General features: G+C 51.0%; 25 protein-coding genes. 17 read left to right on the top strand and 8 right to left on the bottom strand.

Features of this window, described 5'->3' with window-relative positions; all coding sequences use genetic code 11:
- Positions 1 to 61: 61 nt before the first annotated feature.
- The 3 genes from BD749_RS03815 to rsmA are packed head-to-tail and all read right to left on the bottom strand — an operon-like array spanning position 62 to position 3159.
- Positions 62 to 1018, bottom strand: coding sequence for an NAD(P)-dependent oxidoreductase (locus tag BD749_RS03815; RefSeq protein ID WP_101443034.1), 957 nt, complete (start codon positions 1016 to 1018; stop codon positions 62 to 64).
- 4 nt (positions 1019 to 1022) lie between these two features.
- Positions 1023 to 2375 carry a magnesium transporter gene (gene mgtE / locus BD749_RS03820; RefSeq protein ID WP_101443035.1) on the bottom strand — a complete coding sequence of 451 codons (1353 nt, stop codon included), beginning with the start codon at positions 2373 to 2375 and terminating at the stop codon, positions 1023 to 1025.
- A gap of 4 nt (positions 2376 to 2379) precedes the next feature.
- Positions 2380 to 3159, bottom strand: a complete 780-nt coding sequence (rsmA, locus tag BD749_RS03825; RefSeq protein WP_101443036.1) for a 16S rRNA (adenine(1518)-N(6)/adenine(1519)-N(6))-dimethyltransferase RsmA — start codon at positions 3157 to 3159, stop codon at positions 2380 to 2382.
- 159 nt (positions 3160 to 3318) lie between these two features.
- Between rsmA and BD749_RS03830 the strand changes: the two genes are divergently transcribed.
- The 6 genes from BD749_RS03830 (at position 3319) to BD749_RS03855 (ending at position 8777) form a co-directional block, all read left to right on the top strand.
- Positions 3319 to 4752 carry a leucyl aminopeptidase family protein gene (locus BD749_RS03830; RefSeq protein ID WP_180336305.1) on the top strand — a complete coding sequence of 478 codons (1434 nt, stop codon included), beginning with the start codon at positions 3319 to 3321 and terminating at the stop codon, positions 4750 to 4752.
- 6 nt (positions 4753 to 4758) lie between these two features.
- Positions 4759 to 5781 carry a 4-hydroxythreonine-4-phosphate dehydrogenase PdxA gene (pdxA, locus tag BD749_RS03835; protein ID WP_101443037.1) on the top strand — a complete coding sequence of 341 codons (1023 nt, stop codon included), beginning with the start codon at positions 4759 to 4761 and terminating at the stop codon, positions 5779 to 5781.
- Between the two features lie 66 nt (positions 5782 to 5847).
- A complete protein-coding gene (locus BD749_RS03840; protein ID WP_101443038.1) occupies positions 5848 to 6396 on the top strand; it encodes a YceD family protein in 549 nt (182 codons plus the stop codon).
- A gap of 54 nt (positions 6397 to 6450) precedes the next feature.
- The gene (rpmF, locus tag BD749_RS03845) at positions 6451 to 6648 is read left to right on the top strand and encodes a 50S ribosomal protein L32 (RefSeq protein WP_007658910.1); all 198 of its coding nucleotides are present in this window, start codon (positions 6451 to 6453) and stop codon (positions 6646 to 6648) included.
- Between the two features lie 51 nt (positions 6649 to 6699).
- A complete protein-coding gene (gene plsX, locus BD749_RS03850) occupies positions 6700 to 7644 on the top strand; it encodes a phosphate acyltransferase PlsX (RefSeq protein ID WP_101443039.1) in 945 nt (314 codons plus the stop codon).
- A gap of 134 nt (positions 7645 to 7778) precedes the next feature.
- Entirely contained in the window at positions 7779 to 8777 is a 999-nt protein-coding gene (locus BD749_RS03855) for a beta-ketoacyl-ACP synthase III (protein WP_101443040.1), read from the top strand.
- A 70-nt stretch (positions 8778 to 8847) separates the two neighbouring features.
- Here BD749_RS03855 and BD749_RS03860 read toward each other — a convergent pair whose 3' ends face one another.
- Together BD749_RS03860 and BD749_RS03865 are read right to left on the bottom strand one after the other, a co-directional pair.
- The gene (locus BD749_RS03860) at positions 8848 to 9213 is read right to left on the bottom strand and encodes a histidine kinase (protein ID WP_245868683.1); all 366 of its coding nucleotides are present in this window, start codon (positions 9211 to 9213) and stop codon (positions 8848 to 8850) included.
- 23 nt (positions 9214 to 9236) lie between these two features.
- Complete coding sequence (locus BD749_RS03865; RefSeq protein WP_101443041.1) at positions 9237 to 10499, bottom strand: PAS domain-containing protein; 1263 nt, start codon at positions 10497 to 10499, stop codon at positions 9237 to 9239.
- A gap of 310 nt (positions 10500 to 10809) precedes the next feature.
- Here BD749_RS03865 and efp point away from each other — a divergent pair, with 310 nt between their 5' ends.
- From efp to BD749_RS03885, 4 genes are all read left to right on the top strand, one after another.
- A complete protein-coding gene (gene efp / locus BD749_RS03870; RefSeq protein WP_101443042.1) occupies positions 10810 to 11373 on the top strand; it encodes an elongation factor P in 564 nt (187 codons plus the stop codon).
- A 4-nt stretch (positions 11374 to 11377) separates the two neighbouring features.
- Entirely contained in the window at positions 11378 to 11875 is a 498-nt protein-coding gene (accB, locus tag BD749_RS03875; RefSeq protein WP_101443043.1) for an acetyl-CoA carboxylase biotin carboxyl carrier protein, read from the top strand.
- 116 nt (positions 11876 to 11991) lie between these two features.
- Positions 11992 to 13335: an acetyl-CoA carboxylase biotin carboxylase subunit gene (accC, locus tag BD749_RS03880; protein WP_101443044.1), complete on the top strand. Its 1344-nt coding sequence runs from the start codon at positions 11992 to 11994 to the stop codon at positions 13333 to 13335.
- A 132-nt stretch (positions 13336 to 13467) separates the two neighbouring features.
- Positions 13468 to 14424 carry a DUF6340 family protein gene (locus tag BD749_RS03885; protein WP_101443045.1) on the top strand — a complete coding sequence of 319 codons (957 nt, stop codon included), beginning with the start codon at positions 13468 to 13470 and terminating at the stop codon, positions 14422 to 14424.
- 72 nt (positions 14425 to 14496) lie between these two features.
- Here the strand turns inward: BD749_RS03885 and BD749_RS03890 are convergent, their stop codons facing one another.
- The gene (locus BD749_RS03890) at positions 14497 to 15078 is read right to left on the bottom strand and encodes a DUF3109 family protein (protein ID WP_101443046.1); all 582 of its coding nucleotides are present in this window, start codon (positions 15076 to 15078) and stop codon (positions 14497 to 14499) included.
- Between the two features lie 78 nt (positions 15079 to 15156).
- Entirely contained in the window at positions 15157 to 16767 is a 1611-nt protein-coding gene (locus BD749_RS03895) for an ankyrin repeat domain-containing protein (RefSeq protein WP_245868685.1), read from the bottom strand.
- 250 nt (positions 16768 to 17017) lie between these two features.
- Here BD749_RS03895 and BD749_RS03900 point away from each other — a divergent pair, with 250 nt between their 5' ends.
- The 4 genes from BD749_RS03900 to BD749_RS03915 all read left to right on the top strand — a co-directional run bounded on the left by BD749_RS03900 (position 17018) and on the right by BD749_RS03915 (position 22021).
- A complete protein-coding gene (locus BD749_RS03900; protein ID WP_101443048.1) occupies positions 17018 to 19273 on the top strand; it encodes an ATP-dependent helicase in 2256 nt (751 codons plus the stop codon).
- Between the two features lie 181 nt (positions 19274 to 19454).
- Positions 19455 to 20123, top strand: coding sequence for a DUF4290 domain-containing protein (locus BD749_RS03905; protein ID WP_101443049.1), 669 nt, complete (start codon positions 19455 to 19457; stop codon positions 20121 to 20123).
- A gap of 6 nt (positions 20124 to 20129) precedes the next feature.
- The gene (murA, locus tag BD749_RS03910; RefSeq protein WP_101443050.1) at positions 20130 to 21434 is read left to right on the top strand and encodes a UDP-N-acetylglucosamine 1-carboxyvinyltransferase; all 1305 of its coding nucleotides are present in this window, start codon (positions 20130 to 20132) and stop codon (positions 21432 to 21434) included.
- Positions 21435 to 21628: 194 nt separating this feature from the next.
- Positions 21629 to 22021, top strand: coding sequence for a hypothetical protein (locus BD749_RS03915; protein WP_143741223.1), 393 nt, complete (start codon positions 21629 to 21631; stop codon positions 22019 to 22021).
- 67 nt (positions 22022 to 22088) lie between these two features.
- On the opposite strand, the gene BD749_RS03920 is transcribed toward BD749_RS03915, so the two are convergent.
- Positions 22089 to 23264, bottom strand: coding sequence for a THUMP domain-containing class I SAM-dependent RNA methyltransferase (locus BD749_RS03920; RefSeq protein ID WP_101443052.1), 1176 nt, complete (start codon positions 23262 to 23264; stop codon positions 22089 to 22091).
- A gap of 315 nt (positions 23265 to 23579) precedes the next feature.
- On the opposite strand from BD749_RS03920, the gene murB reads away from it, so the two are divergent.
- The 3 genes from murB (at position 23580) to BD749_RS03935 (ending at position 25674) form a co-directional block, all read left to right on the top strand.
- The gene (murB, locus tag BD749_RS03925; RefSeq protein WP_101443053.1) at positions 23580 to 24596 is read left to right on the top strand and encodes a UDP-N-acetylmuramate dehydrogenase; all 1017 of its coding nucleotides are present in this window, start codon (positions 23580 to 23582) and stop codon (positions 24594 to 24596) included.
- Positions 24597 to 24698: 102 nt separating this feature from the next.
- Complete coding sequence (locus tag BD749_RS03930) at positions 24699 to 25136, top strand: hypothetical protein (RefSeq protein WP_101443054.1); 438 nt, start codon at positions 24699 to 24701, stop codon at positions 25134 to 25136.
- Positions 25137 to 25296: 160 nt separating this feature from the next.
- Entirely contained in the window at positions 25297 to 25674 is a 378-nt protein-coding gene (locus tag BD749_RS03935) for a hypothetical protein (RefSeq protein ID WP_101443055.1), read from the top strand.
- Positions 25675 to 25698 lie beyond the last annotated feature (24 nt).

Consider the following 25698-nt stretch of genomic DNA (forward strand, 5'->3'; position numbering starts at 1 on the left):
GGGGCATCTCCATACTTGCTATACGCAATTGGAGCCGCTCAGTATAGGCGCGCAGGCCAGATTATGCCGAAAGCCTGCCAGAGGCCTGCAGGGCCTGTATTTTCTGCACCAGCACCTCGTTTATCCTGACATAGGACTCGTGCGTCCAGCCAGCAATATGAGGAGTCAGCACCACTAGCTCTGCGGATTTGAGATAATTGAAATTGCGGCGCTGATCTTCTGTCAGGCTTTGAAGTTTCTCGTTTTCGAGCACATCCAGGGCAGCTCCCTTCAGGTTGCCGGCTTGCAGGTGCTGCACCAACGCGGTCTGGTCTACCACCTCGCCACGTGAGGTGTTCATGAACCAGATCGGCTTTTTGAAAGCGCTGAAAAAAGATGCATCCGCAAACGCCCAATTTTCAGGGATGTAAGGTATATGCAGGCTCACAATATCGGCTTCCTGCTGCAGGTTCTCCAGCGAGGCCGCTTCGGCAGGTGCCGTGATCTTTTCGGGAGCGTAACGGTCGTAGGCCAGGATGCGGCAACCAAAACCACGCAACACACGCGCAAAGCTTTGCCCCATGTGGCCATAGCCAATAATACCGACGGTCTTGCCGCTGATCTCCTCTCCCCTGTTTTCCTCGCGCAGCCATACCTGGTTACGTACCTGCCGATCGCCCCGAGCAATGTTGCGCATCAGACTCAGCAGCATACCCAACGCGTGCTCTCCCACCGCCTGCTGGTTTCCTTCATTGGCTCCCAATAAGGCTATACCGCGCTCCTGCAGTGCCTCCGCATCAATGTTATCCAGCCCCGCGCCGGCCCGCGCCACAAACCTGAGCTGTCCCGCCAGTTTGATGGTATCGGCGGTGATGCGCATCTTACTACGCACGATCAGCCCTTGGAACCCAACCAGCGCCTCGCATACCTCTATCGGTTTGATATCCGGACGATAATCATAGGCCACACCTATCTCTTCCAGCATAGGAAACAGACTGGGATGCACTTCGTCGATGATCAGGATGCGTGGTTTTGTCATGAGGCTAGAGTTCATACAGCATATGCGCGACACCAAAATAAATCGCCAACCCAAGCAAGTCATTCGCTGTCGTAATGAACGGACCAGCCGCGACAGCAGGATTCACCCCCATTTTATCGAGCAGCATAGGCGTGAGCGTGCCCATAAGCGAGGCCAGCATCACAACCGAGAAGAGAGCCACTGAAACCACCATGGAGAGTTTAAGGTCCTGCCGGAACAGATATGAGAAACCGAAAACGAGCGCGGAAATAATCAGCGCGTTCAACAAGGCTACCATGATGAGCTTGAAAAGACGCTGGGCGAAGTTCTCGAAGATTACGGCGTTGGAAGAAAGCGTCTGGATGATGATGGACGAGGACTGTATACCTACGTTACCACCCGTTGCCGTAATAAGCGGCACGAACAGCGCCAGGGCAGGCAGCATGGCGATATCGGCCTCGAAGAAGCCCATGAAGTGCGCAGCCAGCAAACCACCCACCATCCCGATCACGAGCCAGGGGATACGGGAGCGCGAAATGCGGAACACGCTGTCGTCTTCCTCCACGTTCTCCGAAATACCGGTCATGAGCTGACGACTGAGTTCGGCCTGCTCCTGCATTACGTCGATCACGTCGTCGATGGTGATACGGCCGAGTAGCTTGCCCTGGATGTTCACCACAGGTATAGCCTCCAGGTCGTACTTCTGCATCACGCTTACCACTTCGTTCTCGTCCCGGAACGACTCGATCGAGATCACATCTTCGCTGTAAATATCCTTTACCAGCTTGTCGTCTTTTGACAGCAGCAGCGCTTTAATACTGAGTCGCCCGAGCAGAATATCGCGATTATCCACCACATATACCGTATAGATCCGCTCCACGTCTTCTGCCTGCCGCCTGATCTCCTCAATGCACTGCCGCACACGCCAGTTGATGTTTACCTTGATCAGCTCTTTCGCCATCAGACCGCCTGCGCAGTCCTCTTCGTAGTGCAGCAGATCCAGAATGTCGTCCGCCTTCTCTTCGTTTTCGATCAGGGCGATCACCTCCTCGCGACGCTGCACATTCATCTCGTTCAGAATGTCCACCGCGTCGTCCGAGTCCATCAGGTTGACGTAACGGGCAATCTCCTGGCTGGTGAAATAGGCCAGAAAATCAGTTCGGATATCATAGTCAAGATCACTCAGAATCTGGGAGCCGATCTCGGGAGGCAGAAGGTCCAGCACGTACTTCGACTCATTGGTGTCCAGCTCGTAGAGCACCGTCGTGATATCGGCCGGGTACATGTCGGACATGGTTTCGAGGATGAAACTCTTGTCGTCGCGCGCGATCGCCTCTTCAACCTGTTCTATGTATTCACGTGTGATCTCTGCCTGCATGGTATTAAATGTTCTGCTCTACGAGCTGGGTCAATGCTATAAAATCCTCGACTGACAACTGCTCTGCCCGCTGATCGAAAACAGGCTGTGATGTCACTTCCGGTGGAAGGTTAAATGTTTTGAGGCAGTTACGCAGGGTTTTGCGCCTTGTTCCAAAACTGTTCTTCACAACAGAGAAAAATAACTTTTCGTCGCAAGGCAAACTCTGGCGGTCGTTGCGCACCACACTGATCACGCCTGACTTCACTTTGGGCGGCGGGTGGAACACGTTTTCGTGTACCGTGAATTTATACTCGATGGTATAGAATGCCTGCAAAAGCACGCTCAAAATGCCGTAGGCCTTGTTGCCTGGAGGCGAGGCCAGTCGCTCGGCCACTTCTTTCTGAATCATGCAAACCACCTCGGGCACTACATCGCGGTGCTCCAGCACTTTAAAAAATATCTGGCTCGAGATGTTGTAAGGGAAATTGCCAATGATGGAGAACTTGCCCGGAAACAGCTTGCTCAGATCGGTTTTCAGGAAGTCAGCGGAGATGATGCGGTCGCCCAATTGCGGAAAATGCTGCTGCAGGTAAGCGATGGACTCCTTGTCGATGTCCAGCACCGTGGTGCGGTACTCCTTGTGCTCGAGCATGTACTGCGTGAGCACGCCCATGCCCGGGCCGATCTCCAGCACATCGGCCACCCCACCGGGCAAGGTCAGTTGCTCCACTATTTTGCGGGCGATGTTCTGGTCGACCAGGAAGTGCTGGCCCAGGTGTTTCTTCGGACTTACTTTGCTCACTTGCTTTGCGTTATGGGCCGTGCGCCGTCAAGACGATTTTGCACAAACCTCGTTATACCTATTTAATATACGCCAGAGCCGCCAGCTATACCTGGCAAGGGCTTTTTCGCATTACACTATATACTTACTATATTGCGTGCTCAAAGATACGAATGACAAATGCCAACACAACTCAAATACAGTACATCGGTAGGTAAAAATACAGACGTAGCCCTGATTGTGCGGGCTGACCAGGCTGATTCACTCACCGAACTGAGCGCCGAAGAGGCCGCCTATGTAAAACAGCAACTGGAAGCCGAGGCGAAAATCGTGTCGCTCAACCGCTATACGCAGCGCCTATACCTGGTGGTATACACAGAGGGCAAAACCCAGAACGCCACCAGAGAATCGCTCCGCCAGGCAGGATATACCTTGATCATGCAGCTTAAAGCCGACAAGGTGCAGGAACTGGCCATCGCCGACAAGTCAGGTGCAGAGGCGAGCCCCTACCTGGCTGAGGGCCTATACCTGAGCAATTACCAGTTTCAGAAATACAAGACCAAGAACAACAAGCCAAGCTCTTTACAAACCATCGTGCTGACCGACGAGAACCTGTCGGAGTTTGACACGATGGAGCTGCAAAACGTGCTCGACGCCGTGACTGTGACCCGCGACCTGGTGAACGAGCCAAACAGTCACCAGAGCGCCACCCAGTTCAGCGAGCAGTTGGTGGCCTTGGGCGAAGAGGCTGGTTTCTCAGTACAGGTGTTCGATGAGTTGCAGATACAGTCCTTGAAAATGGGCGGTTTGCTGGCCGTGAACCAGGGCAGTGAAGAGCCACCGACCTTTAACATACTGGAGTGGAAACCGGAAGGCGCCACCAACAGCAAACCGTACGTGCTGGTAGGCAAAGGCGTGGTATACGACACTGGGGGCCTCAGCCTGAAGCCAACGCCGCAGTCCATGGACTACATGAAGTCGGACATGGCGGGTGCCGCTGCTGTAAGTGGGGTGATGTATGCTCTGGCTAAAAACAACATCCAGCTGCACGTCATCGCACTTATACCTGCCACCGACAACCGTCCGGGCGGTAAGGCCTATGCGCCAGGCGACGTGCTCACCATGCACAACGGCATGACCGTGGAGGTGCTCAATACCGATGCCGAAGGGCGCCTGATCCTGGCAGATGCCCTGAGCTTTGCCCAGAAATACAAGCCGGAATTGGTGATCGACATGGCTACCCTGACCGGAGCCGCGGCCCGTGCCATTGGCAAGGAAGGACTGGTAGCAATGAGTAACGCTGGTGATGAAGTGATGAACGCACTGAAGCGAGCCGGAGAGGCGGAACACGAGCGCATTGTGGAGTTCCCGCTGTGGGACGAGTACAAGAAGCATATCGAGTCTGACATAGCCGACATCAAGAACCTGGGCGGGGCCGAGGCAGGCGCCATTTCGGCTGGTGTGTTCCTGGAATATTTCACCGATTACCCTTGGGTGCACTTTGATATTGCTGGCACAGCCTACCTGCTCGGCGAAGACTCTTACCGTGGCAAACTAGCCACCGGATCAGGCGTGCGCCTGGTTTACAATTACCTTAGCTCTTTGGCTAACTAAGAAAAGATGGACAACAGACATAAAGCAAAAATAGGCATCAGCATCGGCGACACGAACGGCATCGGCCCGGAGATCATCGTCAAAACGCTTTCAGATCAGCGCATCCTTAACTTCTGCACGCCTGTTATCTACGGCTCAGCCGGTGTGATGGGCAAAGTGCGCAAGGCCCTGAGCGCCGAGCATTTTCATTACCAGCAAGTGGGTTCCGCGCAGGAGCTTATATCGAAAAAGATTAACCTGATCAATTGCTGGGAAGAAGATATCGCCGTGGAGCCGGGTACGCCGAAACCGGAGTCTGGCAAGGCCTCCCTCGACTCGCTGATGGCTGCCGCGCGCGATCTTAAAGCCGGCTTGCTGGACGGTCTGGTGACCGCTCCGATTGACAAAGACAACATACAGTCCGAAGAGTTCAAGTTCCCGGGCCACACCGAGTTCCTGACCTCTTATTTTGATGCCGCGGACAGCCTGATGCTGCTCGTAAGCGACGACCTGCGGGTGGCAACCGTAACAGGTCATATACCTGTGAAGGACGTAGCCAGCAAACTCAACTTCGACCTGATCATCCGCAAAATCACCATCCTGCAGGAGTCGCTGCGCCGCGATTTCGGCATTTTGAAGCCACGCATTGCCGTGCTGGGTCTAAACCCGCACGCTGGCGAGAAAGGCCTGCTGGGCACCGAAGAAACGGACATTATCCGTCCGGCAGTGTTGCACCTGAAAGACAAAGGGCACCTGGTGTTTGGCCCCTACCCTGCCGACGGCTTCTTTGGCATGCGCATGTACAAGCAGTTCGACGCGGTGCTGAGCATGTACCACGACCAGGGGCTTATCCCTTTCAAGACGCTCGCCATGGAAACAGGGGTTAACTACACGGCCGGTCTGCCGATCGTGCGTACCTCCCCCGACCACGGCACGGCCTACGACATTGCCGGCAAACATACAGCCGATGAAACCTCTTTCAGAGAAGCGTTGTTCCTTGCCTGCGACATCATAAAAAAGCGCCAGACAGAGCAAATGCACGCTTTATAAATCGGGCTGCTATTTTATTTGTCAAATTAATGTTCTAATTTTGCGTCTTGCAATAAAAACACGGTAGTGAAAAAGCTTAGAGACTACGAAATCGGCATTGCCAAACTCGCGAATAAGAAGCACTCTTATGAGTTTGAGATGGACGATTCATTCTTCTCTTTGTTTGAGCAGGAGATCATACTGGGGGGAAAACTACTGGCAAAAGTAGAGCTCGATAAGACCGAGTCGCTGCTGACACTGCATTTTGACATTAAGGGACACGTACGCCTCACCTGCGACCGCAGCCTGGAGGAGTTCGACCAGCCGGTGGACATTGAAGAGACACTGCTGATCAAGTTCGGAGATGTAAATGCTGAGTTGGATGAGGATTTGTGGCAGATTACGCCCGAAACCCAGACCATTAACGTGGCACAGCACCTGTATGATTACATTGGACTATCGCTGCCCATGAAAAAGCTTCACCCACGCTTTGTGGAGGAGCTGGACGAAGATGATGAACAGGACATCCTGATTTACTCTTCGGGCAAGGCAGGCGATAGTGAGGGCGACGGGAACGATGACGACAACGACGATGATGTTGACCCACGCTGGGATGCCCTGAAAAACCTGAACTAACAAGCAGTAGAATAATAAAGTATTAAATAACAGCAAGTAAATTTATAACTAAAAATGGCACATCCTAAACGCAAGATTTCGAAGACCAGAAGAGATAAGAGAAGAACTCACCAGAAGCTCTCTGAGAAAGCGATTGCAATCTGCCCAACTACAGACACTCCTCACTTGTTTCACCATGCTTACGTGGTAGAAGGTGACCTGTACCACAAAGGCAAACTGGCGATCAAAAATTATACAACAAACGCTCAGTAATTCCAGCCTGTACCCCGTTTCAGTTCTGTATAATTTAACGTCATCCAGTACATGAGAATCGCCCTGGACGCTATGGGCGGCGACTTTGCGCCTGAAGCAAACGTGAAAGGTGCCATGTTGGCCGCAGAACAGCTTGAAGAAGATTACGAGATCCTGCTCATTGGCAAGGAAGACATTCTGACTCAGCTGCTGAAAGAATATGGATACACTGGCTCTGTTATAAAGGTGGTGAACGCCACCCAAGTGATTGAAATGGGAGAACACCCCACGAAAGCACTTACCCAGAAGCCAGACTCCAGTATTGCTGTAGGTTTTGGAATGCTTAAGGCTGGAAAGGCGCATGCTTTTTGTAGCACAGGCAATACTGGAGCAATGCTGGTGGGTGCCATGTTCAGCGTAAAAGCCGTAGAAGGCATTTTAAGGCCATCTATTGGTGGTTTGGTACCAAAGCTCAGTGGTGGCTTTGGTATTATACTGGATGTTGGAGCCAACGCCGACTGCAAACCAGAAGTACTGGAGCAGTTTGGTGAAATCGGCTCTATCTACGCCAAGTACGTACTGGAGATCGAAAATCCGAAGGTAGGCTTGATGAACCTTGGGGAAGAGGAAGGCAAAGGCACTGTGAATACACAGGCTGCACACCAACGCCTCAAAGTTAACCCGAACATCAATTTCATTGGCAATATCGAGGGACGCGACATGTTCAACGACAAAGCCGACGTGATTGTATGTGACGGGTATACCGGCAACATCATCCTGAAGATGGCAGAGTCTGTTTACGACATCCTCAACGAGAAGAACATGCACGATCCGTTTTTCGACAAGTTCAACTATGAGGCAGTAGGCGGTAGCCCGATCCTGGGTATAAACGGAAATGCTGTCATCGGACACGGTGTGTCAACTCCCCTGGCGGTTTGCAACATGATCCTGCAGGCCCAGAAGATGGTAGCCACCAACCTCTCAGAGCGATTTAAAAAGCACACAGGCGCCCAGTAACGGGCGCTGGCCTCGGCCAAACATATTTCCTGGCACAAACTGTCTCACTACACTTTTTGCGTAATGACGGTTTGTGCCACGTTTTTTTTATTATATTGCCGTCTTAAACTTCCAACACTTATACCTTTCACAACATGAGTAAAATTACTGCCGCGATCACAGGTGTGGCTGGCTATGTTCCGGACTACGTGCTTACGAACAAGGAACTGGAAACAATGGTTGACACAAATGATGAATGGATCCTTTCACGCACCGGAATTAAGGAAAGGCGCATTCTGAAGGGCGAAGGCAAGGGCACGTCGCATATCGCAGTACCGGCAGTACTTGAGTTACTTAAAAAAACTAATACAAAAGCAGAAGAAGTAGAGCTGCTCATCTGCGCCACGACCACGCCCGACATGGTTTTCCCGGCTACTGCCAATCTAATTACCGCTGAAGTGGGTGCCGTAAACGCTTTTGGTTATGACCTGCAAGCCGCCTGCTCCGGTTTCCTTTATGCGTTGGCAACCGCCTCAAAGTTCATTGAATCAGGACAGTACAAAAAAGTGATCGTAGTGGGAGCCGATAAGATGTCTTCGATCATTGATTATACCGACCGTGCCACTTGCATCATCTTTGGTGATGGAGGCGGTGCTGTTATGTTGGAGCCAAACACAGAAGGCTATGGCATACTGGACTCCGTATTGAAGTCGGATGGAACAGGCGCGCAGTTCCTGCACATGAAGGCAGGTGGCAGTCGCAAACCAGCCAGCATCGAAACGGTACAGGCACGGGAGCACTTCGCTTACCAGGAAGGTCAGCAGGTATTCAAATTCGCTGTGAAAGGTATGGCGGATGTATCGGCTGAAGTGATGGAGCGTAACCACCTCACGGCGGAGGATGTAGCCTGGCTGGTACCGCATCAGGCCAACAAGCGCATCATCGACGCAACAGCTAACCGAATGGGCGTAGGAAGCGACAAAGTTATGCTAAACATCGAGCGCTATGGCAACACCACAAGCGGCACTATTCCCCTTTGTCTTTGGGAGTATGAGAAGCAACTCAAGAAAGGTGATAACCTGATTCTGGCAGCTTTTGGCGGTGGCTTTACTTGGGGCGCCATCTATGTGAAGTGGGCATACGATCCGAAATAACTCTTTTAATTATAAACAGAAAAAGCGGCTTGCGGGCCGCTTTTTCTGTTTATAGTCGTTACCAAAAGGCTTAAATCGTATCGGCGCGCAAGGCAAGTCGCTTTTCCATTTGTGTGAGCAGTTCCTGAAAGCGGTCCGACAATTTCTCGATATCCTTCATACCTGCATGGGCCTGGTCGATACTGCCGTTCCGGTAAAGACTGAACAGCTGATTGGCGTTTGAAAGCAGGTCGCTGTGTGTTTTCTGAAGGCTATACAGCTCCGGCTCATTCCCGTACTTCACTTTCCCTACCTGCAAAAACCAATGGCTGATCGGACCAGCATCCGAAAAGAACACACTATCCAGCGCCCCACCGTACAGCACAGAGCGTACCTTGGACTTAAACAGAATATGTTTAATCCGGATCTGCTGAAAATCTACCTGCGCTGAATTCACCTGCTTCTTACTAAAAAGTAATATTATAATTCATCTAACGTGACGCCCAAATCCTGCAGCTTCTTCTTCAGCAGATATTTGTCGGTCACATTGAAACCGGCGATCAGTATACCGGTTACCTGGTTGAGCTCGTCGAAAAGCGGTTGAAAAATAAAGGTCAGGTAATTGTCCTCCAGTTTCCCTTCCGCGTTGGCGAGCTTCACAAGGATCTCTTTTGCCTCAAACGTTTCACCTGTCCTATACACATTGTTCAGCACATCGATATAACCTTGATCGGCAATCTCGGGCAACGCTTCGGCCACCGTTTTGCCAATAAGGCAAACATGCGGGAACAGGTCCTGATACTTCGTGTTAACAAGCTCATAACGATGGTCCGCACCTTTCAGAATGGCAAAGAAGCTAGGTGCCTGCATGATCAGGCGCTCCAGCGTCATCCGCTCGCTTTCTGCCTTACGGAATGCCAACTGCACCTGATCCGACAGCTCCGACATTTGCTCGTTGCTCGTGAGGAGCTCCTGCACGAGGTTCTTCATATCGTGTATGTCGCTGCAGCTGCCCAACCACAACCGGATCGTGCCATCTTCATTCCGCATGGGTAGGTAGCGGCTCAGGTACCAGCGATAATCTCCATCCTTGTCACGGATGCGGATCTCTACCTGGCTGGGCTCTCCCTTCTCCAGCGACTGTTGCCAGGCCTTGGCAGCGCCCGGCAGGTCTTCCGGATGAATTGCTGTTTTCCAACCGCCAGCCATCAACTCCTCCGTAGGTATACCTGTGTAGTTCTCCCATTGCTTGTTGAAGTACGTGGAATTGCCGGCAGCGTCATCGGCATCAATCAATTGAGGCATTGAGTCAGCCATAAACCGGAACTTCTGCTCAATATCCTCCAGGGCCTTTTTGGTATTCTCACGTTCTGTCACATCTTTCGTCTCCTGCAGGACATACACCAACTTTCCCTGCTTATCGTAGATGGGGGTATGTGAGGCTTCCCAGCAGCGCTCGTCATAGCCAGTTCCGTCGGGTCGGGCAATGGCGTAGCGGATGACGTCCAGGTATACCTTCTTGCCCTTCTGGATTGCCTCTTCAATGGATAGGCGCACCGGGTTCTCTTCATAAGGCACAGTGGGCTCCGGAAATGCTTCTAACAGAAAATGCTTGCCTACAATATCGTTCAGTTGCCGCATCGTGACTTCCAGATAGCGCTTGTTGGCTCCCAGAACAATGAAGTCAGGGTCAATCAGCACGATGGCTTCAGGGGTGTTATCAAAGATGAGCTTATAATCCATAGTTGATTTTTACTTTATAAGAGCGCACTAACCAGATGCAAGCGGCACAAAAACATACGCGAGAATGCGAAAAGTGCCTATGAGGTGATGGGTTCTTTTTAAAATAATGGCTAAATTATATAAAATAAATGACTCGCCCCCTACCGGTTGCACCTTTATTACGTGCAAGCTGTCTGAAGGGCCTGCCTGTAGCAATGCCCCAAGCTTTTTGATCAATATTTAAGTATAATAGCTAATTTTGTTTGCAAGACAGCGATTTGCGCTATACTTTTATCGTTTCATTCAATTTCAAGCGTAACAACAGCATACTATGGCAACCACAGCTGACATCAGAAATGGTCTGTGCATGGAATTCAACAATGACCTTTATGTAGTTGTTGAATTTCAACATGTTAAACCAGGCAAAGGGCCGGCCTTCGTGAGAACGAAGCTTCGCAATATCAAAACCGGAAAAATATTAGACAACACTTTCTCGGCTGGTCATAAAATTACGACTGCCCGCGTAGAGCAGCGTCCGCACCAGTTTATCTACAAAGACGACATGGGGTATAACTTCATGGACATGAGTACATTTGAGCAGGTGGCGCTTGAAGAGAAGATGGTTCCCTTTGCCGATCTGATGAAAGAAGGACAGGAAGTGACCATCCTGTTCCATGCTGAAACGGAAACGCCGCTTACCTGCGAAATCCCTCCTTTTGTAGAGCTGACCATTACTTACACTGAGCCAGGTCTGAAAGGCGATACCGCTACCAACGCATCAAAACCAGCCATTGTGGAAACGGGCGCCACTATCCAGGTACCGTTGTTCATTGGGCAGGACGAAAAAATAAAAGTAGATACACGAACTTATTCTTACGCAGAACGAGTAAAATAACAACATGAAAGCTAAAGAAATCCAGGACCTAATTGACTTTATCGCCAAGTCTGGTTTGAATAAAGTAAACATTGAGACAGAAGAATTCAAGATCTCGGTGAAGCGCGACCCAGACCAGAAGGTGAGCTATGTGAAAGAAGCGCCAGCTGCTGCGCATCATGTGCCAGCTCCTGCGGCCGCTCCTGCTGCTGCACCTCAGGCGTCTGCTGCCCCTGCCGCTCCGGCAGCCCCAGCTGCTGCGCCAGCCAGCGACGAGAGCAAATACATCGCCATCAAAGCCCCTATGATCGGTACCTTCTACCGCTCGTCAAGCCCAGACAAGCCAGCGTTTGTGAACGTAGGTGACGAGGTAAAAAAGGGTCAGGTAATCTGCATCATCGAAGCGATGAAGCTTTTCAATGAAATAGAGTCAGAGGTATCGGGCAAGATCGTGAAAGTGCTGGTGGACAATGCCAACCCGGTAGAGTACGATCAGCCGTTGTTCCTGGTAGATCCTAGCTAATTCATTTCAATTTGAAAATTTGAAATTGAGAAAATTTGAAGATGGAGATGGTCTAATAAACGTCTCCATTTTCATTCTTCACAAATTCGAATCTCCAAATCACCAAATCCGATATTATGTTTAAAAAGATACTAATCGCTAACAGAGGCGAGATTGCCCTGCGCATCATCCGTACCTGTAAGGAGATGGGCATCAAGACGGTAGCCGTATACTCCACAGCTGACAAGGAAAGCCTGCACGTGCGCTTTGCTGACGAGGCTGTTTGTATTGGTCCGCCGCCAAGTGCCCAGTCTTACCTGAACATGCCTAACCTGATCTCGGCTGCCGAGATCACCAACGCCGACGCGATCCACCCGGGTTACGGCTTCCTGTCTGAAAACGCTGAGTTCTCCCGCATCTGCGCTGAGCACAACATCAAGTTTATCGGTGCTTCTCCGGACATGATCAACGCCATGGGTGACAAGGCTTCAGCCAAGGACACCATGAAAAAGGCAGGTGTACCGACTATACCTGGCTCCGATGGTTTGCTGAAATCTGCTGAGGAAGGAAAGAAACTGGCCAAGAAAATCAAATATCCGGTGATCATCAAGGCGACTGCCGGTGGTGGTGGTCGCGGTATGCGTATTATCAAGAGCGAGGAAGAATTTGATAAAGCCTGGAATGATGCCCGCACCGAATCCAAAGCGGCTTTCGGAAACGACGGCATTTACCTGGAGAAGTACATCGAGGAGCCGCGTCACATCGAGATTCAGCTGATCGGTGACCAGCACGGTAACGTAGCCCACCTTTCGGAGCGCGACTGCTCCATCCAGCGCCGTCACCAGAAACTGGTGGAGGAAACACCTTCTCCGTTCATCACCGACGACCTGCGCGACCGCATGGGCAAGGCCGCCATCAAGGGCGCCAAGGCCATCAACTACGAAGGCGTGGGCACGATCGAATTCCTGGTGGACAAGCACCGCGAGTTCTACTTCATGGAGATGAACACCCGTATCCAGGTAGAGCATCCGATCACAGAAGAAGTGATTGACTATGACCTGATCAAAGAGCAAATCAAAGTGGCGGCTGGCGAGAAGATCACGGGTAAGAACTACTATCCGAAGATGCACGCCATTGAGTGCCGTATCAACGCCGAGGACCCAAAGAACGGCTTCCGTCCTTCTCCGGGCAAGATCACAAACCTGCACGTACCCGGCGGACACGGTGTGCGTGTAGACTCTCACGTTTACTCCGGCTATACCATCCCGTCGAACTACGACTCTATGATCGCGAAGCTGATCGTGAGTGCGCAGACACGCGAGGAGGCTCTGGTGAAAATGAAGCGTGCACTGAGTGAATTTATAATTGAAGGTATAAAGACGACGGTTCCTTTCCACCTGAAACTGATGGATGACCCTGGCTTCAAGGAAGGAAACTTTACAACCGCCTACCTGGAAAATTTCGACTTTAGTGCACTGTAAATTATGCACTTCTTAAAAAAACCGGCTCAGCAATGGGCCGGTTTTTTTATTTGGCCCGATATATGTGGTTTTAAAATATAGTCTGCTTCCCATATTTGCTTTAATTTAGTCGCGCATCTGAAAAGAAACCTCATGAAACCAAGCAAGCTTTTCGCTTCCCTGATTGTAATTGTATTGGCCCTCCAAATGAGCAGCTGCGTGTCTGTTGTGATGATGGAAACGGTGCGTCCAGCTGTGGTGCGGGTAAGCCCTGACCAGTGGAAAGTTTTGGTTGTGAACCGGTACGACCCTTCTGTTCAGGCCTCGAATAAAAACAGCAATGTAGCGGAAGTACTAAGAGAAGGAGCTTACCAGGCGGCCGGTGGCGTGATGGGTGCCGTCTACAACGACTCCACTTTCGTACTTATCAACTCAGAACAGGCTGTTACCCTTGCTCCTTCTTCCTCCCAGTTAAGCAAATCAGAAGTTCAGGACTTGTACATACAATACCGCCCTCACCTGATTCTGTCGCTCGACAAGTTTGACACTCGGTTTGGAAAGCAGGTGGATACTTATGAGGATGAAGATGGCTACAAAACCAAGACGGCCAATTTTGATCTGGTGGTGGCGAGCACCTGGTCACTCTACGACAGCACAGGTGTAGTTCTGGATCAGGCAACGATTGAAAAAACCGAATACTATGACTCCAGGACGGTGGTGAGCGGTTTGCTGGCTATAGGCCCTGCCATGGGCAAAGCAGGTCCGGTTGTCAATCAGCTGGCCGTAGAAACTGGCTATAGTTATTGGGACCGCTTTTACCCGCAGCCACTATTGTTGGTCAGACAGATCTATACCGGAAAACCATTCCAAGACCTCAACCTGATGCTCCTGATGGGAGAATTCCAGCAGGCAATCAACAAACTTCAGCCCCTTGCGCAGGATTTGTCCACAAAAACAGGTATACGGGCTGCTCACAACCTGGCCATTGCCTACGAAGCGGCTGGAGACTATGAACAAGCCACATATTGGGCGCGCCAGGCACAGGGAAAAGGCGATAAGCTCTCAAATAACCTGCTTCAGCTTTGGGCCACGGCCGGCCTGATCAAATAAAGGAACTTACACAAAGCAAGAAAGCCCGATCGTAATGGTCAGGCTTTCTTGTTTATCAGGTATAGCTATACCTTAGGTAGTCGCTGTTTGCTCTTCTTTCTCGATCAGTTCGGTCAGTTCGCCGTACCAGGCCTCCCCATACTTACGGATGAGTGGCTCCTTCAGGAACTGGTATACCTTCACACCCAGGTCGGCTCCAAAATTGCAGGCAGCGGCACAGATGCTCCAACGGTCATAGTTCAGCGCCTCAAAGTCATCGTACTTGGTAATCCGGATCGGGTATAGGTGGCAGGAGATCGGTTTTTTCCAGCTGATTTTGCCGTCATAGTAGGCCTGCTCGATGGCGCATTTGAGGATTCCCTGGTCATCATACAGTGCATAAGCACACTCGCGGTTTTCGATGGTCGGGGTGGAGTAGTCGCCTTCAAAATCCTGGATGTAAAGGCCCTGCTCCTCCACGGCCAGCTTGCCGGCTCCGGTCATGTACGGTTTGATGTGCTCGTAGCTATCGGCCAATATAGCCAGTTCCTCCTCCTCCAGCGGTGCGCCCAGGTCACCTTCTACGCAGCAGGCCCCTTTGCACTGCTCAAGATTGCAGACAAAGAAATTATCGCGGATGTCGTCGCTGATGATGGTATTCTGAAGAACGATCATGTAATGTAGGCGGTAAAATTAGTTCTATCCGGTTGCGCCGGCATTGAACAGACAAAATTAAGGAGAAATAAGTTTAGACTAACGCTTGGGAGCTCTTGCCCCTGCGGCCACCAGAATATTCTGCACGCTTTCACGCTTCGCATAATCCATGGCTGTTTTACCGCTGTAGTCGCGCAGACTTGGGTCGGCGCCGGCATTGATCAACATCACGATCACCTCGTTGCCACCGTCCAGCTGACAGGCCAGCATCAGTGGCGTCAGGCCTTCCAGGTTCTGAATGTTGGGGTTGGCACCGCCTTGCAGCAAGCGGCTCATCTCCATCATGTGTGTACCGTTGGCAAATCGCACAGCATAGTAGAGTGGTGTGTTGCCCTTGTTATCCACGATGTTCGGGTTTGCTTTGTACTTAAACAGCGTGTCCAGCAGTTGTGCCTGCTCAATCTCAAAACCCTCGGTATTAATGCGGGCTCCGGACATGGCATAGTGTAAGGCCGTTTTACCGTCCTGATCCGTTGCATTGACATCGGCTCCCTTTTGCAGCAGCATACTTGCCACCTCCAGGCGTACATCCGGCTGGTAGATGACACCATAGTCTTCAAGTAACAACGGAATAAAAACACCATGCATTAACGGCGTACGCAACCTGAAGTCAAAATCATAGCCGTTCGGCACCGATACGGTGTTAACGTAGGCGCCATTTTCCAGCGATCGCTTCACGATTTCAGGGTTACGCTCAATGGCTGCCAGCACTAGTTTTTGGTCAGACGACTGGTTGAGATACTTGAGCTGCTCAAAGGCATTGGAACTACCTTGCGAGATGGCCTGATGGTAGAGTTGGCGTGCTTTCTCCGGCTCCACTTTTCCCAGGTTCCCCTCTTCGTAGAGAAGGCCCAAAGTATATAGGGCTTCTTTTTCTCCGGCGGCGGCACCTTTCTCGAGCCAGTACTTGGCCTGCGCCACGTTCTCTTTCACGCCCTCCCCTCTCAGGTATAGGTTAGCCAATGAGGTATAGGCCGCTATGTCGTTAAGCTCAGCGGCCCGCTTGATATAGGTATAGGCATACTCCTTATCCTCTATTTCGCCGTAGCCGGTATAGTACATACTGCCCAGGATGCGGTTACTGAAGGCGTCGCCTGCAATGGCCATATCCCGAATGTCGAGGGCGGCACTGCGCATGAGGCGGGTAAAGCGCTGCTTGTCTTCGTCATTGCGCAAGGTCATCAGCTCTGCCAAACCCAGGTTGCCGTACAGGCTGCTGCCTTCCAGCGCTTTTTCAAACAGAATGCGGGCCGTATCAGGATCTGCTTTGTAGAATTTTTCGGGGTTGCGCACATAGGCGACCGAGTCAGACGTGATGATCGTGTTGATCGCTAATCCGTCTTCACGAAGCTCCCCATACTGGTGCATACGCCCCATAAAGTAGTAAGCAGCCGCTTCATCACGGGCGGCTGCCTGTCGGAACTTGGCGTACGCTTCGTTGAATTGCAATCCAATGTACAAGTCCATGGCTTCCTGCATTTCCGGTGTACGCCATACCTGTTTGGCAGCGCGTTTCACCTTTACATCTTTCAGGGAGTCCGGTATAACCTTGATGGCCTGGGTAGTATCAGCTTGCGCCACAGCCAGATGCCCGGCTGGGAGCACTGCGAGAAGCAGAAGGAGCTTTTTCATGCGTCGTAGTGGGATCATATATTTTCAGGTATAGCGCAGGTATAAGACCCGCCCCAACCATCTTAATTTTACAAAGATACAGATAATGCGGCGTTTCTCTAAAAAGCCCTGCCCGAAGACACGCAAAAGAGAGGCCAAAAACGCATTACTTTATAAGAAACCAAAAGCAATGCCGGTCTAGTTCTCTAAATGTGCAAACGCCGTTCCTAAAACGGATAGGAATGTGTAAATTGCATGGATTATTAAAGACGCACGCGGAAGAAAGCAAATGGATTATATTAGTTTACTGAACGAGTCGCAGCGCAAGGCCGTGCTCCACACCGAGGGGCCAGCCATGATCATTGCGGGTGCCGGCTCAGGCAAAACAAGAGTACTGACTTACCGGATCGCCTACCTGATCAGCCAGGGGGTGGATCCGTTCAACATATTGGCCCTGACCTTTACCAACAAGGCGGCCAAAGAAATGCGCCACCGTATCGAGAAAGTGATCGGCAACGAGGCCAAAAACATCTGGATGGGTACCTTCCACTCCGTTTTCTCGCGCATTTTGCGTGCCGAGGCGGACAAGATCGGCTATCCGAAAAGCTTCACCATCTACGACACCGACGACTCCAAAACACTCATTCGCAACATAGTGAAGGAGATGAACCTGGATGATAAGCTCTATAAGCCCAACGTGGTGCTGGGCCGTATTTCTTCAGCCAAGAACAAGCTGATCTCGGTCAAGCAGTACCTCAACGACCCCGTAATACAGGCCGACGACGAAGCCGCCATGCGCCCGAAGATCGGCAAGATATACGAGCAGTACGCCAACCGCTGCTTCAAGGCCGGTGCCATGGACTTCGACGACCTGCTGTTCCAGACCAATGTGCTGTTCCGAGACCATCCGGATGCACTGAACAAGTACCAGCACATTTTCAAGTTCGTGATGGTGGACGAGTATCAGGATACGAACTACTCCCAGTACCTGATCACGCGCAAACTGGCTGCCCAGAACCGCAACATCGTAGTGGTGGGCGACGATGCGCAGTCTATCTATGCGTTCCGTGGGGCCGATATACAGAACATCCTCAACTTCGAGCGTGACTATCCGGAGCTGGAGGTGTTTAAGCTGGAGCAAAACTACCGCTCTACCAAGAACATCGTGAACGCGGCTAACTCCGTGATCCGAAACAACTCGGCGCAGCTGAAGAAGGATGTATTCACAGACAACGAGCAGGGACCGCTGATCGAGGTGATCAAGGCCAATTCCGACAACGAGGAAGGCAAACTGGTGGCGACCACCATCTTCGAGGAGAAGATGAGCAACCACCTATCCTACGACGACTTTGCCATCCTGTACCGTACCAATGCGCAGTCCAGGGCCATGGAAGAGGCCTTGCGCCGCATGAACATAAGGTATAAGATTGTGGGCGGTCTGTCGTTCTACCAACGCAAGGAAATAAAGGATCTGATCGCCTACCTGCGCTTGGTGGTGAATCCGAACGATGAGCAGGCGCTGCGCCGCGTGATCAACTATCCGAAACGAGGTATAGGGGAAACCACTGAGCAGAAACTCTTTGTGACGGCTGACGAAACCAACCACAGCGTATGGGAAGTGATTCAGAATGCCGGTCAATTTCTGGGCAACCGGGTGGGTACAGCTATTGAGAACTTCTCGATCATGATCAAAGACTTCGCCCGCATTGCCGATAACACCGATGCCTTTGAGGTAGCCAAGCATGTGGCGAAGCATTCCGGCATCGTAGATGACCTGTACCAGGATAAAACCGTAGAGGGCCTTGCCCGTTACGAGAACATTCAGGAGCTGCTCAACGGTATAAAAGAGTATGTGGACGATCCGGAGAAGGAAGACAAGAGCCTGTCGGCATTCCTGCAGGACATCGCCCTGATCACCGACGCCGATACCAAAGCCGACATGGACGGCGAATTTGTCACGCTCATGACAATTCACTCTGCAAAAGGTCTGGAGTTTAAGAATGTATTTATCGTAGGTATGGAAGAGAACCTTTTCCCGAGCCAGATGATGCTCAACTCGCGCGCTGACCTGGAAGAGGAAAGACGCCTTTTCTACGTGGCCATCACCCGTGCCGAGAAAAAGCTATACCTGACCTACGCCACTAGCCGTTACCAGTGGGGCAACCTGCGTGCGTGTGAGAAGAGCCGCTTCCTCGACGAGATCGATCCGAAGTACCTCAACTTTAAGTACGGCGAACAGAACGCAGCCAGCGGAGGCGGCAACGTGTTCGACCGTGTGCTGCAGCGCAAGAGCAGCATCAGCAGTCTGGTGCAGCCGCCGGCACGCAAGCAGGCCGCCACCGCCTATACCCCACCCGCCGACTTTAAACCCAGCGACACGACGAATCTGGCGGCTGGCATGAAGGTAGAGCACCCTAAATTCGGTTTCGGCGTAGTAACCAAGATGGACACGCAGGGCAACAGCACCAAGGCCATCATCAACTTCGACGAAGTAGGCGAGAAAACCCTGCTGCTAAGCTTTGCCAAGCTGAGGATTCATAATTGATTTAGTGAATGAGTGATTGAGTGGATGAGTGATTGTTTTTTTGATGGATTAATTTTTCATTCATTAAATTTTTATAAATCATTCACTCAATCACTAACCCACTAAATAAAACTCACTCATTCACTAAATCGCTAAATCAAAAATAATTTACTCCTACATTTGAGATTCATAAATTGACATAATGGAAGCAAGTACCACTTTTAAGCAGGAGCTGTTGCTGCGCGAATACGGCAGAAACGTGCAGGATCTGGTAAATCATATCCTGACCATTGAAGACCGTTCGGAGCGCACGCGCCTCTCTTACCTGCTCATCAACCTGATGGCCAAGCTCAATCCGCAATTACGCGATACGCAGGACTATCAGCAAAAACTATGGAACCACCTCTTTGTGATGTCAGGCTCCAAACTTGACGTGGACGCTCCTTACCCGCTCAGCGCCATGGAATACCTCAACGATAAGCCACAGACAATGGACTATCCGCTGAGCACACCCAGGTACAAGCACTACGGCCAGAACGTGGAGCTGCTGATACAGCGTGCCACAGAACTTGAGGATGATAAAGAACGTGAAGCGGCTACGATCTCGATCGGAAAGCTGATGAAGACCCTCTACCGCTCTTACAACAAAGACAGCATCACGGACGATGTGATCCTGAACGATATTCAGCAGATCTCCAAAGGTAAACTGAACCTGGACCTGGCGACTGTAGAGGCAAACAACCTGTTCGAATCGGTAAGCAGCAAGTCGCAGGACAGCGGCAGCAACCGTCCGCAGCAGCAGCAAAACCGCGGCGGCGACAACCGTGGCCGAAAAAACACCAGAACAACTTCCAACCAACGAAATAAATAGTATTAAATGGCTTCATTTGAAGTAAAAGGCGGTGCAAAGCTGCGCGGAGAGATCATTCCGCAGGGTGCCAAAAACGAGGCGCTGCAGATCCTGTGCGCCGTGTTGCTTACCCCGGAAAAAGTAACAATTTCCAACATCCCGGATATTCGCGATGTCAATAAATTGATTGAACTGCTGCGTTCGCTGGGTGTGAAAACGGAGCGCCTGGCACCGGATACTTATACCTTCCAGGCCGATGACATCGACATCGATTTCCTGGATTCCGAGCGTTTTGTAGAACTTGGTCGCGCCATCAGAGGCTCGGTGATGATCGTAGGCCCGATGCTGGCCCGATTCGGAAAAGCGAAGATGCCAAAGCCGGGTGGTGACAAGATCGGCCGTCGCAGACTGGACACGCACTTTACAGGTTTCGAAAAACTAAGTGCTTCCTTTCAGTACAGCGCGGAGGATGATTTCTATACCGTGACTTCGTCTGGCTTGAAGGGTTCCTACATGCTCCTCGACGAGGCCTCTGTAACAGGTACAGCCAATATTCTGATGGCGGCTGTGCTGGCCGAGGGCACTACCACAATTTACAACGCAGCCTGCGAGCCTTACGTGCAGCAGCTGTGCCGCATGCTCAACCGCATGGGCTCCAAGATCAGTGGCATCGGTTCTAACCTGCTCGTGATTGAAGGCGTGAAAGAATTGGGAGGTACCGAGCACCGCATGCTGCCCGATATGATCGAGATCGGCTCGTTTATTGGCCTTGCTGCCATGACCGGATCGGAGATCACCATCAAAGACTGCCAGATTCCGGAGCTAGGACTTATACCGGATACCTTCCAGCGCCTGGGCATCAAAATGGAATTCCGTGGCGACGACATTTTTATACCGGAGCAGGACCGCTACGAAGTGGACACCTACATTGATGGCAGCATCCTGAACATTGCCGACCATACCTGGCCGGGCCTGACGCCTGACCTGCTGAGCGTCGCCCTTGTGGTGGCTACGCAGGCGAAGGGTACCGTGCTGGTGCATCAGAAAATGTTCGAGAGCCGCCTGTTCTTCGTGGACAAGCTCATCGACATGGGTGCGCAAATCATCCTCTGCGACCCGCACCGTGCCACCGTCATCGGTCAGAACAAGCAGATCCCGCTGCGTGGCATCCGCATGACCTCGCCTGACATACGTGCCGGTGTGGCCCTGCTTATCGCAGCGCTTTCCGCCGAAGGCACCAGCATCATCGACAACGTAGAGCAGATCGACCGTGGCTATCAGAACATCGACGGCCGTTTGAATGCGCTGGGCGCACAGATCAGAAGATTGTAGCATCTTGGTTAAGATTTAAATAAAAAGAGCGCTCAGAAATGGGCGCTCTTTTTATTTTGGCTGGTATGAAAAGTAAAGATGAATCTTGCTTATATTAGGTATAAGATCGGTAATTAAACAAAACGCATCTTTACATATATTGCAGATAGCGGGAGTCGGTACTCCTGCTACTCTAGTTCTCAGTAATTGTAAGTATGAATTTCGAACCTCCAATATCAGAAAGAAACACAGACGAGCTAATTCAAATAGCTAATTTTCCAGATGATTGGAACCCCATGGCTGTTGAACAAGCAAAAAATGAACTAATGGTTAGAAACGTTTCACTTGAATATCAGAACAAGAAAGTGTCTGTTTGGAAGCGGTACAAGGAGAAGAAGAAAGTAGTCACAAACAAGACAAAGGCGAACGAAAGATATCATTGGGTAGATTTCATAATCCGATTAGATGAAGTGATTGTAGAAATGCTGTTCGACTGGGACATGAAGAAGGACGGATATGCAAGAAAACATCAGCAAAGAAAATATACGTTTGCAGTCATAGGTATTTTAGTTGTCGTTGGATATTTACTTCTAAAACTGAAAGAATAACTTCTTAGAACACGGCACAGGCTCCATACTCGGCTTTGCCTCATTCGCAGTCTGTACTAACCGTTACCTATTCCTTCTCCCCTCTCCTGCTTCCTTGATACAGTTCATACTTCAACAACCTACAATCGATAGCGCCATTGTACAGCGGTGTGCGGCGGGAGGCACGCAGACCGATGCTTTTGGCGGCATCCAGGTTGCCAGTGAACACAAAGGCATCGAAGCCCTGGTAATTGTTCTTGAGCGTGTCGCCGATCTGCTTGTAGAGTTGGTGAATGTCGTCGGACAGGATGCGTTCGTTATAAGGCGGATTCATGATCAGAACTCCCTCCTCTGCCGGAGCCTGGGTCTTGAAAAAGTCAGCCATTTCCACTTTGATCACGTGCTCCAACCCGGCATTCTCGATGTTCTTGCGGGCGGCCATCACATAGTCCGGGTCAATGTCGTAGCCAATGATCTGGGCCTGCGGCTCGCGCTTTTCTTTGGCTTCAGCCGTTTTCCATACCATCTCAAACAGCTCTTCGTTGTAGTCTTTCCAGCTCTCAAAACCATAGGGGTCGCGGCGGAAGATGCCTGGAGCAATGTTCTGGGCCATGAGGGCAGCTTCGATCAGGAAAGTGCCGGAACCGGCCATTGGGTCGATAAAGGTTGATTTCTTGTCCCAGCCGGACAAGGCAATGATGCCGGCGGCCAGCACCTCGTTGAGCGGGGCCACATTGGTTTGAAGGCGGTAACCGCGGCGATGCAGTGAGTCGCCAGAAGAGTCGAGCGAAAGGGTGACCATGTTCTCGTGCATGTGCAGGTTCAGGCGCACGTCCGGCCGGATGCGGTCCACGGAAGGGCGCTCGCCGGTGGCTTTGCGAAACTGGTCCACGATGGCGTCTTTGGTAAGCTGGGCCACAAAAAGCGAGTGCTCAAAAGTAGAGTGGCTCACCACGGCATCAATGGCAAAAGTCTGGTCCAGGTCCATGATCTCGGCCCAGTTGGTTTTCTGCACCTGCTCGTACAGGTCGCGCTCGTTGCGGGCTTTGAACGTACGGATCGGCCGGAGAATACGAATGGCTGTACGGCACCACAGGTTGGCTTCGTAGAGCTGGCGCAGGTTACCCGAGAACGAAACAGCCCGGTTGCCTACCTTGATGTACTCAACCTCCAGCGCTTCGAGTTCCTGTGCCAACACCTCTTCCAGACCACTGAGCGTTGTGGCAATCATGTTGAAATTATCGCTCTGCTTTTGCTTCGCCATTTGCTATACCTGTTTGAACTGCAAAAATAGGGTTTTAAGTTGGGAAGTTAGAAAGGTAAAAAGTTAGAAAGTTATACTTACCGATTATGGTGCGTCTAAAGCGCTTATTAACACGTTCTGTCTGACCGTGATTTACCTTATTGTTCACTTTACAATACCTGCCAATTTATATGGATTAAGCTGGCCCATTTTATAATGAATTTTGATTTTTGTCCTGATTCAGTCTGATGATTCCCCAACAGTTACACTTTCTACCTTTCTAACTTTTTAATTTTCTAACTAAAATAGCCTTATTTTTACGGCAAATACCCGCTTATGAAATTCGAGAAAGACTTTTCCCTGAAACCTTACAATACGTTTGGCATCGATGTGAGGACCAGGCATTTTGCCCGCTTCGACAGTGTACAGGAACTGCAGGAGCTACTGCAGCGGCCTGAGGTGAAGGAAGAGCCGAAGCTTATACTGGGCGGGGGAAGTAATTTGCTTTTCACAAAAGATTTCGACGGCATTGTGCTGCTCAACGGCATCAAAGGTATGGAAGTACTGCGCGAAGCAGATGGCTATACCTACGTGCGAGCCGGAGGAGGCGAAAAGTGGCATGACCTGGTGCTCTTCTGCCTCGAGCATGACCTGGGTGGCATCGAGAACATGTCGCTTATACCTGGCACTGTGGGAGCCGCTCCCCTGCAGAACATTGGGGCCTATGGCGTAGAGCTGAAAGATGTGTTCGTGGAACTGGAAGCTGTGCAGTTGGAGACCGGCCAAGTCCATACCTTCGACAAGGAGGCCTGCCAGTTCGGTTATCGCGAGAGTGTGTTCAAACACAGCCTGAAGGGACAGTATGTAGTAACTGCCGTGACCCTGCGTCTGCGCAAAGAGCCGCAGCTGAACACCTCTTACGGCGCCATTCAAACCACCCTGCAGGACATGCAGGTACAGCAGCCTACCATCCACGACGTGAGCGCCGCCGTGTGCCACATCCGCCGCAGCAAACTACCCGACCCGGCGCAGATTGGTAATGCAGGCAGCTTCTTTAAAAATCCCGAGATCCCGGTGCTGCTTTTTGATGTGCTTAAAGAGAAATACCCTGACATGCCCGCCTACCCCGTGTCCGATATGAGCGTGAAGGTGCCGGCGGGCTGGTTGATCGAACAGTGCGGCTGGAAAGGCAAAGTGATTGATAACTACGGTGTGCACAAAAACCAGGCGCTGGTACTGGTGAATTACGGCGGTGCCAAGGGCGAAAACCTCCTACAATTGGCCCAGGATATTATTCAATCGGTGCAGGAAAAATTTGGCATTGCGCTGCAGCCGGAGGTCAACATCATCTAAGCGTCAACGCCAACGTTAGGGTCTCAAATTTTTAGCGGAACTTTCCTAACTTATTTATACACGTTGCGATATATAGGGTATACTTTAACCGTTTACAACCCTATGAAAATTTATATACTCCGCTTCCTTTTTTTATTTCTGGCCTTGCCTTTCGTACTGGTCTCTTGTGATGATGATGACCCTGAGCCTACCAAAACTGACCTGATCGTAGCGCACGAGTGGCAGGGAGATCGCGTGCTGGTGAATGGCTTCGATGTGTCAGACCGCCCCGAGATCAAAGACATGCTGCTCGATATCAAAAGTACTCGCCTGACATTGCGCCGCGATGGCACCTACACAGCCGTGTATGAGCAGGCTGGTTCTACCCAAACCACTACCGGCACCTGGCAATTTAAGGAAAATGAAACGATCATCTACTTCGACCTGCTCGGCGACTTACAGATAGAAAACCTGACCACCACCAACATGGACCTCATCGCCACGGTGAACCGTAACAACACGACCTTTGATGCCAAGGTGCAGTTTGTGAAGAAAAACTAAATTGAGTAAGTTAGGAGCGGCGATTGCCCTACGTGCATCCTTATAACCCCAGCACTTACGCAGAACAGGATTCAGGTAATCTTTCCATTCACTATAAAACGGTTTCATAAAATTTCAAAAACTACTTACCTTCCTGTTTGCTCTGCTCCTGCTAACCAGCATGACCTCGTGCGACAAAGACGACGATAAAGAGCCTTCTCAAAGGGATTTGCTCACATCCAGCGCCTGGAAAGGCGAAGCTATAATGGCTAATGGCCGTGATATTTCAGATATCTACTACGAGGAAATCGGCTATGATATCAAAAAGAACACTGTCAAGTATGACAAGGCCGGTACCTACGTTGATTCTTATGAAAGAATGTCATTGAGCGGCACCTGGGAATTTGCCAACAACGATAAGTCCATTATTTTCGATAAAGGCACAGAAGACGAATACACAGCAAAGGTCTTGAAGCTCACGAACAGTGAACTGCAGCTGGAAAACGCCTTCGAAATTGACGGAGACACTTACTACATTGAGGTCTGGTACAACCGCTAAGCAAAAAAGGCTCCCTTACAGGAG

The sequence above is a fragment of the Pontibacter ramchanderi genome (assembly GCF_002846395.1).
Lineage (GTDB): Bacteria > Bacteroidota > Bacteroidia > Cytophagales > Hymenobacteraceae > Pontibacter > Pontibacter ramchanderi.

What these genes read in the sequence shown, in the direction of transcription:
- BD749_RS03815 (WP_101443034.1), bottom strand. Translation starts at nt 1,018, where the DNA reads ATGACAAAACCACGCATCCTGATCATCGACGAAGTGCATCCCAGTCTG.
- mgtE (WP_101443035.1), bottom strand. Translation starts at nt 2,375, where the DNA reads ATGCAGGCAGAGATCACACGTGAATACATAGAACAGGTTGAAGAGGCG.
- BD749_RS03830 (WP_180336305.1), top strand. Translation starts at nt 3,319, where the DNA reads ATGCCAACACAACTCAAATACAGTACATCGGTAGGTAAAAATACAGAC.
- pdxA (WP_101443037.1), top strand. Translation starts at nt 4,759, where the DNA reads ATGGACAACAGACATAAAGCAAAAATAGGCATCAGCATCGGCGACACG.
- rpmF (WP_007658910.1), top strand. Translation starts at nt 6,451, where the DNA reads ATGGCACATCCTAAACGCAAGATTTCGAAGACCAGAAGAGATAAGAGA.
- plsX (WP_101443039.1), top strand. Translation starts at nt 6,700, where the DNA reads ATGAGAATCGCCCTGGACGCTATGGGCGGCGACTTTGCGCCTGAAGCA.
- BD749_RS03855 (WP_101443040.1), top strand. Translation starts at nt 7,779, where the DNA reads ATGAGTAAAATTACTGCCGCGATCACAGGTGTGGCTGGCTATGTTCCG.
- BD749_RS03865 (WP_101443041.1), bottom strand. Translation starts at nt 10,499, where the DNA reads ATGGATTATAAGCTCATCTTTGATAACACCCCTGAAGCCATCGTGCTG.
- efp (WP_101443042.1), top strand. Translation starts at nt 10,810, where the DNA reads ATGGCAACCACAGCTGACATCAGAAATGGTCTGTGCATGGAATTCAAC.
- accB (WP_101443043.1), top strand. Translation starts at nt 11,378, where the DNA reads ATGAAAGCTAAAGAAATCCAGGACCTAATTGACTTTATCGCCAAGTCT.
- accC (WP_101443044.1), top strand. Translation starts at nt 11,992, where the DNA reads ATGTTTAAAAAGATACTAATCGCTAACAGAGGCGAGATTGCCCTGCGC.
- BD749_RS03885 (WP_101443045.1), top strand. Translation starts at nt 13,468, where the DNA reads ATGAAACCAAGCAAGCTTTTCGCTTCCCTGATTGTAATTGTATTGGCC.
- BD749_RS03890 (WP_101443046.1), bottom strand. Translation starts at nt 15,078, where the DNA reads ATGATCGTTCTTCAGAATACCATCATCAGCGACGACATCCGCGATAAT.
- BD749_RS03895 (WP_245868685.1), bottom strand. Translation starts at nt 16,767, where the DNA reads ATGATCCCACTACGACGCATGAAAAAGCTCCTTCTGCTTCTCGCAGTG.
- BD749_RS03900 (WP_101443048.1), top strand. Translation starts at nt 17,018, where the DNA reads ATGGATTATATTAGTTTACTGAACGAGTCGCAGCGCAAGGCCGTGCTC.
- BD749_RS03905 (WP_101443049.1), top strand. Translation starts at nt 19,455, where the DNA reads ATGGAAGCAAGTACCACTTTTAAGCAGGAGCTGTTGCTGCGCGAATAC.
- murA (WP_101443050.1), top strand. Translation starts at nt 20,130, where the DNA reads ATGGCTTCATTTGAAGTAAAAGGCGGTGCAAAGCTGCGCGGAGAGATC.
- BD749_RS03915 (WP_143741223.1), top strand. Translation starts at nt 21,629, where the DNA reads ATGAATTTCGAACCTCCAATATCAGAAAGAAACACAGACGAGCTAATT.
- BD749_RS03920 (WP_101443052.1), bottom strand. Translation starts at nt 23,264, where the DNA reads ATGGCGAAGCAAAAGCAGAGCGATAATTTCAACATGATTGCCACAACG.
- murB (WP_101443053.1), top strand. Translation starts at nt 23,580, where the DNA reads ATGAAATTCGAGAAAGACTTTTCCCTGAAACCTTACAATACGTTTGGC.
- BD749_RS03930 (WP_101443054.1), top strand. Translation starts at nt 24,699, where the DNA reads ATGAAAATTTATATACTCCGCTTCCTTTTTTTATTTCTGGCCTTGCCT.
- BD749_RS03935 (WP_101443055.1), top strand. Translation starts at nt 25,297, where the DNA reads ATGACCTCGTGCGACAAAGACGACGATAAAGAGCCTTCTCAAAGGGAT.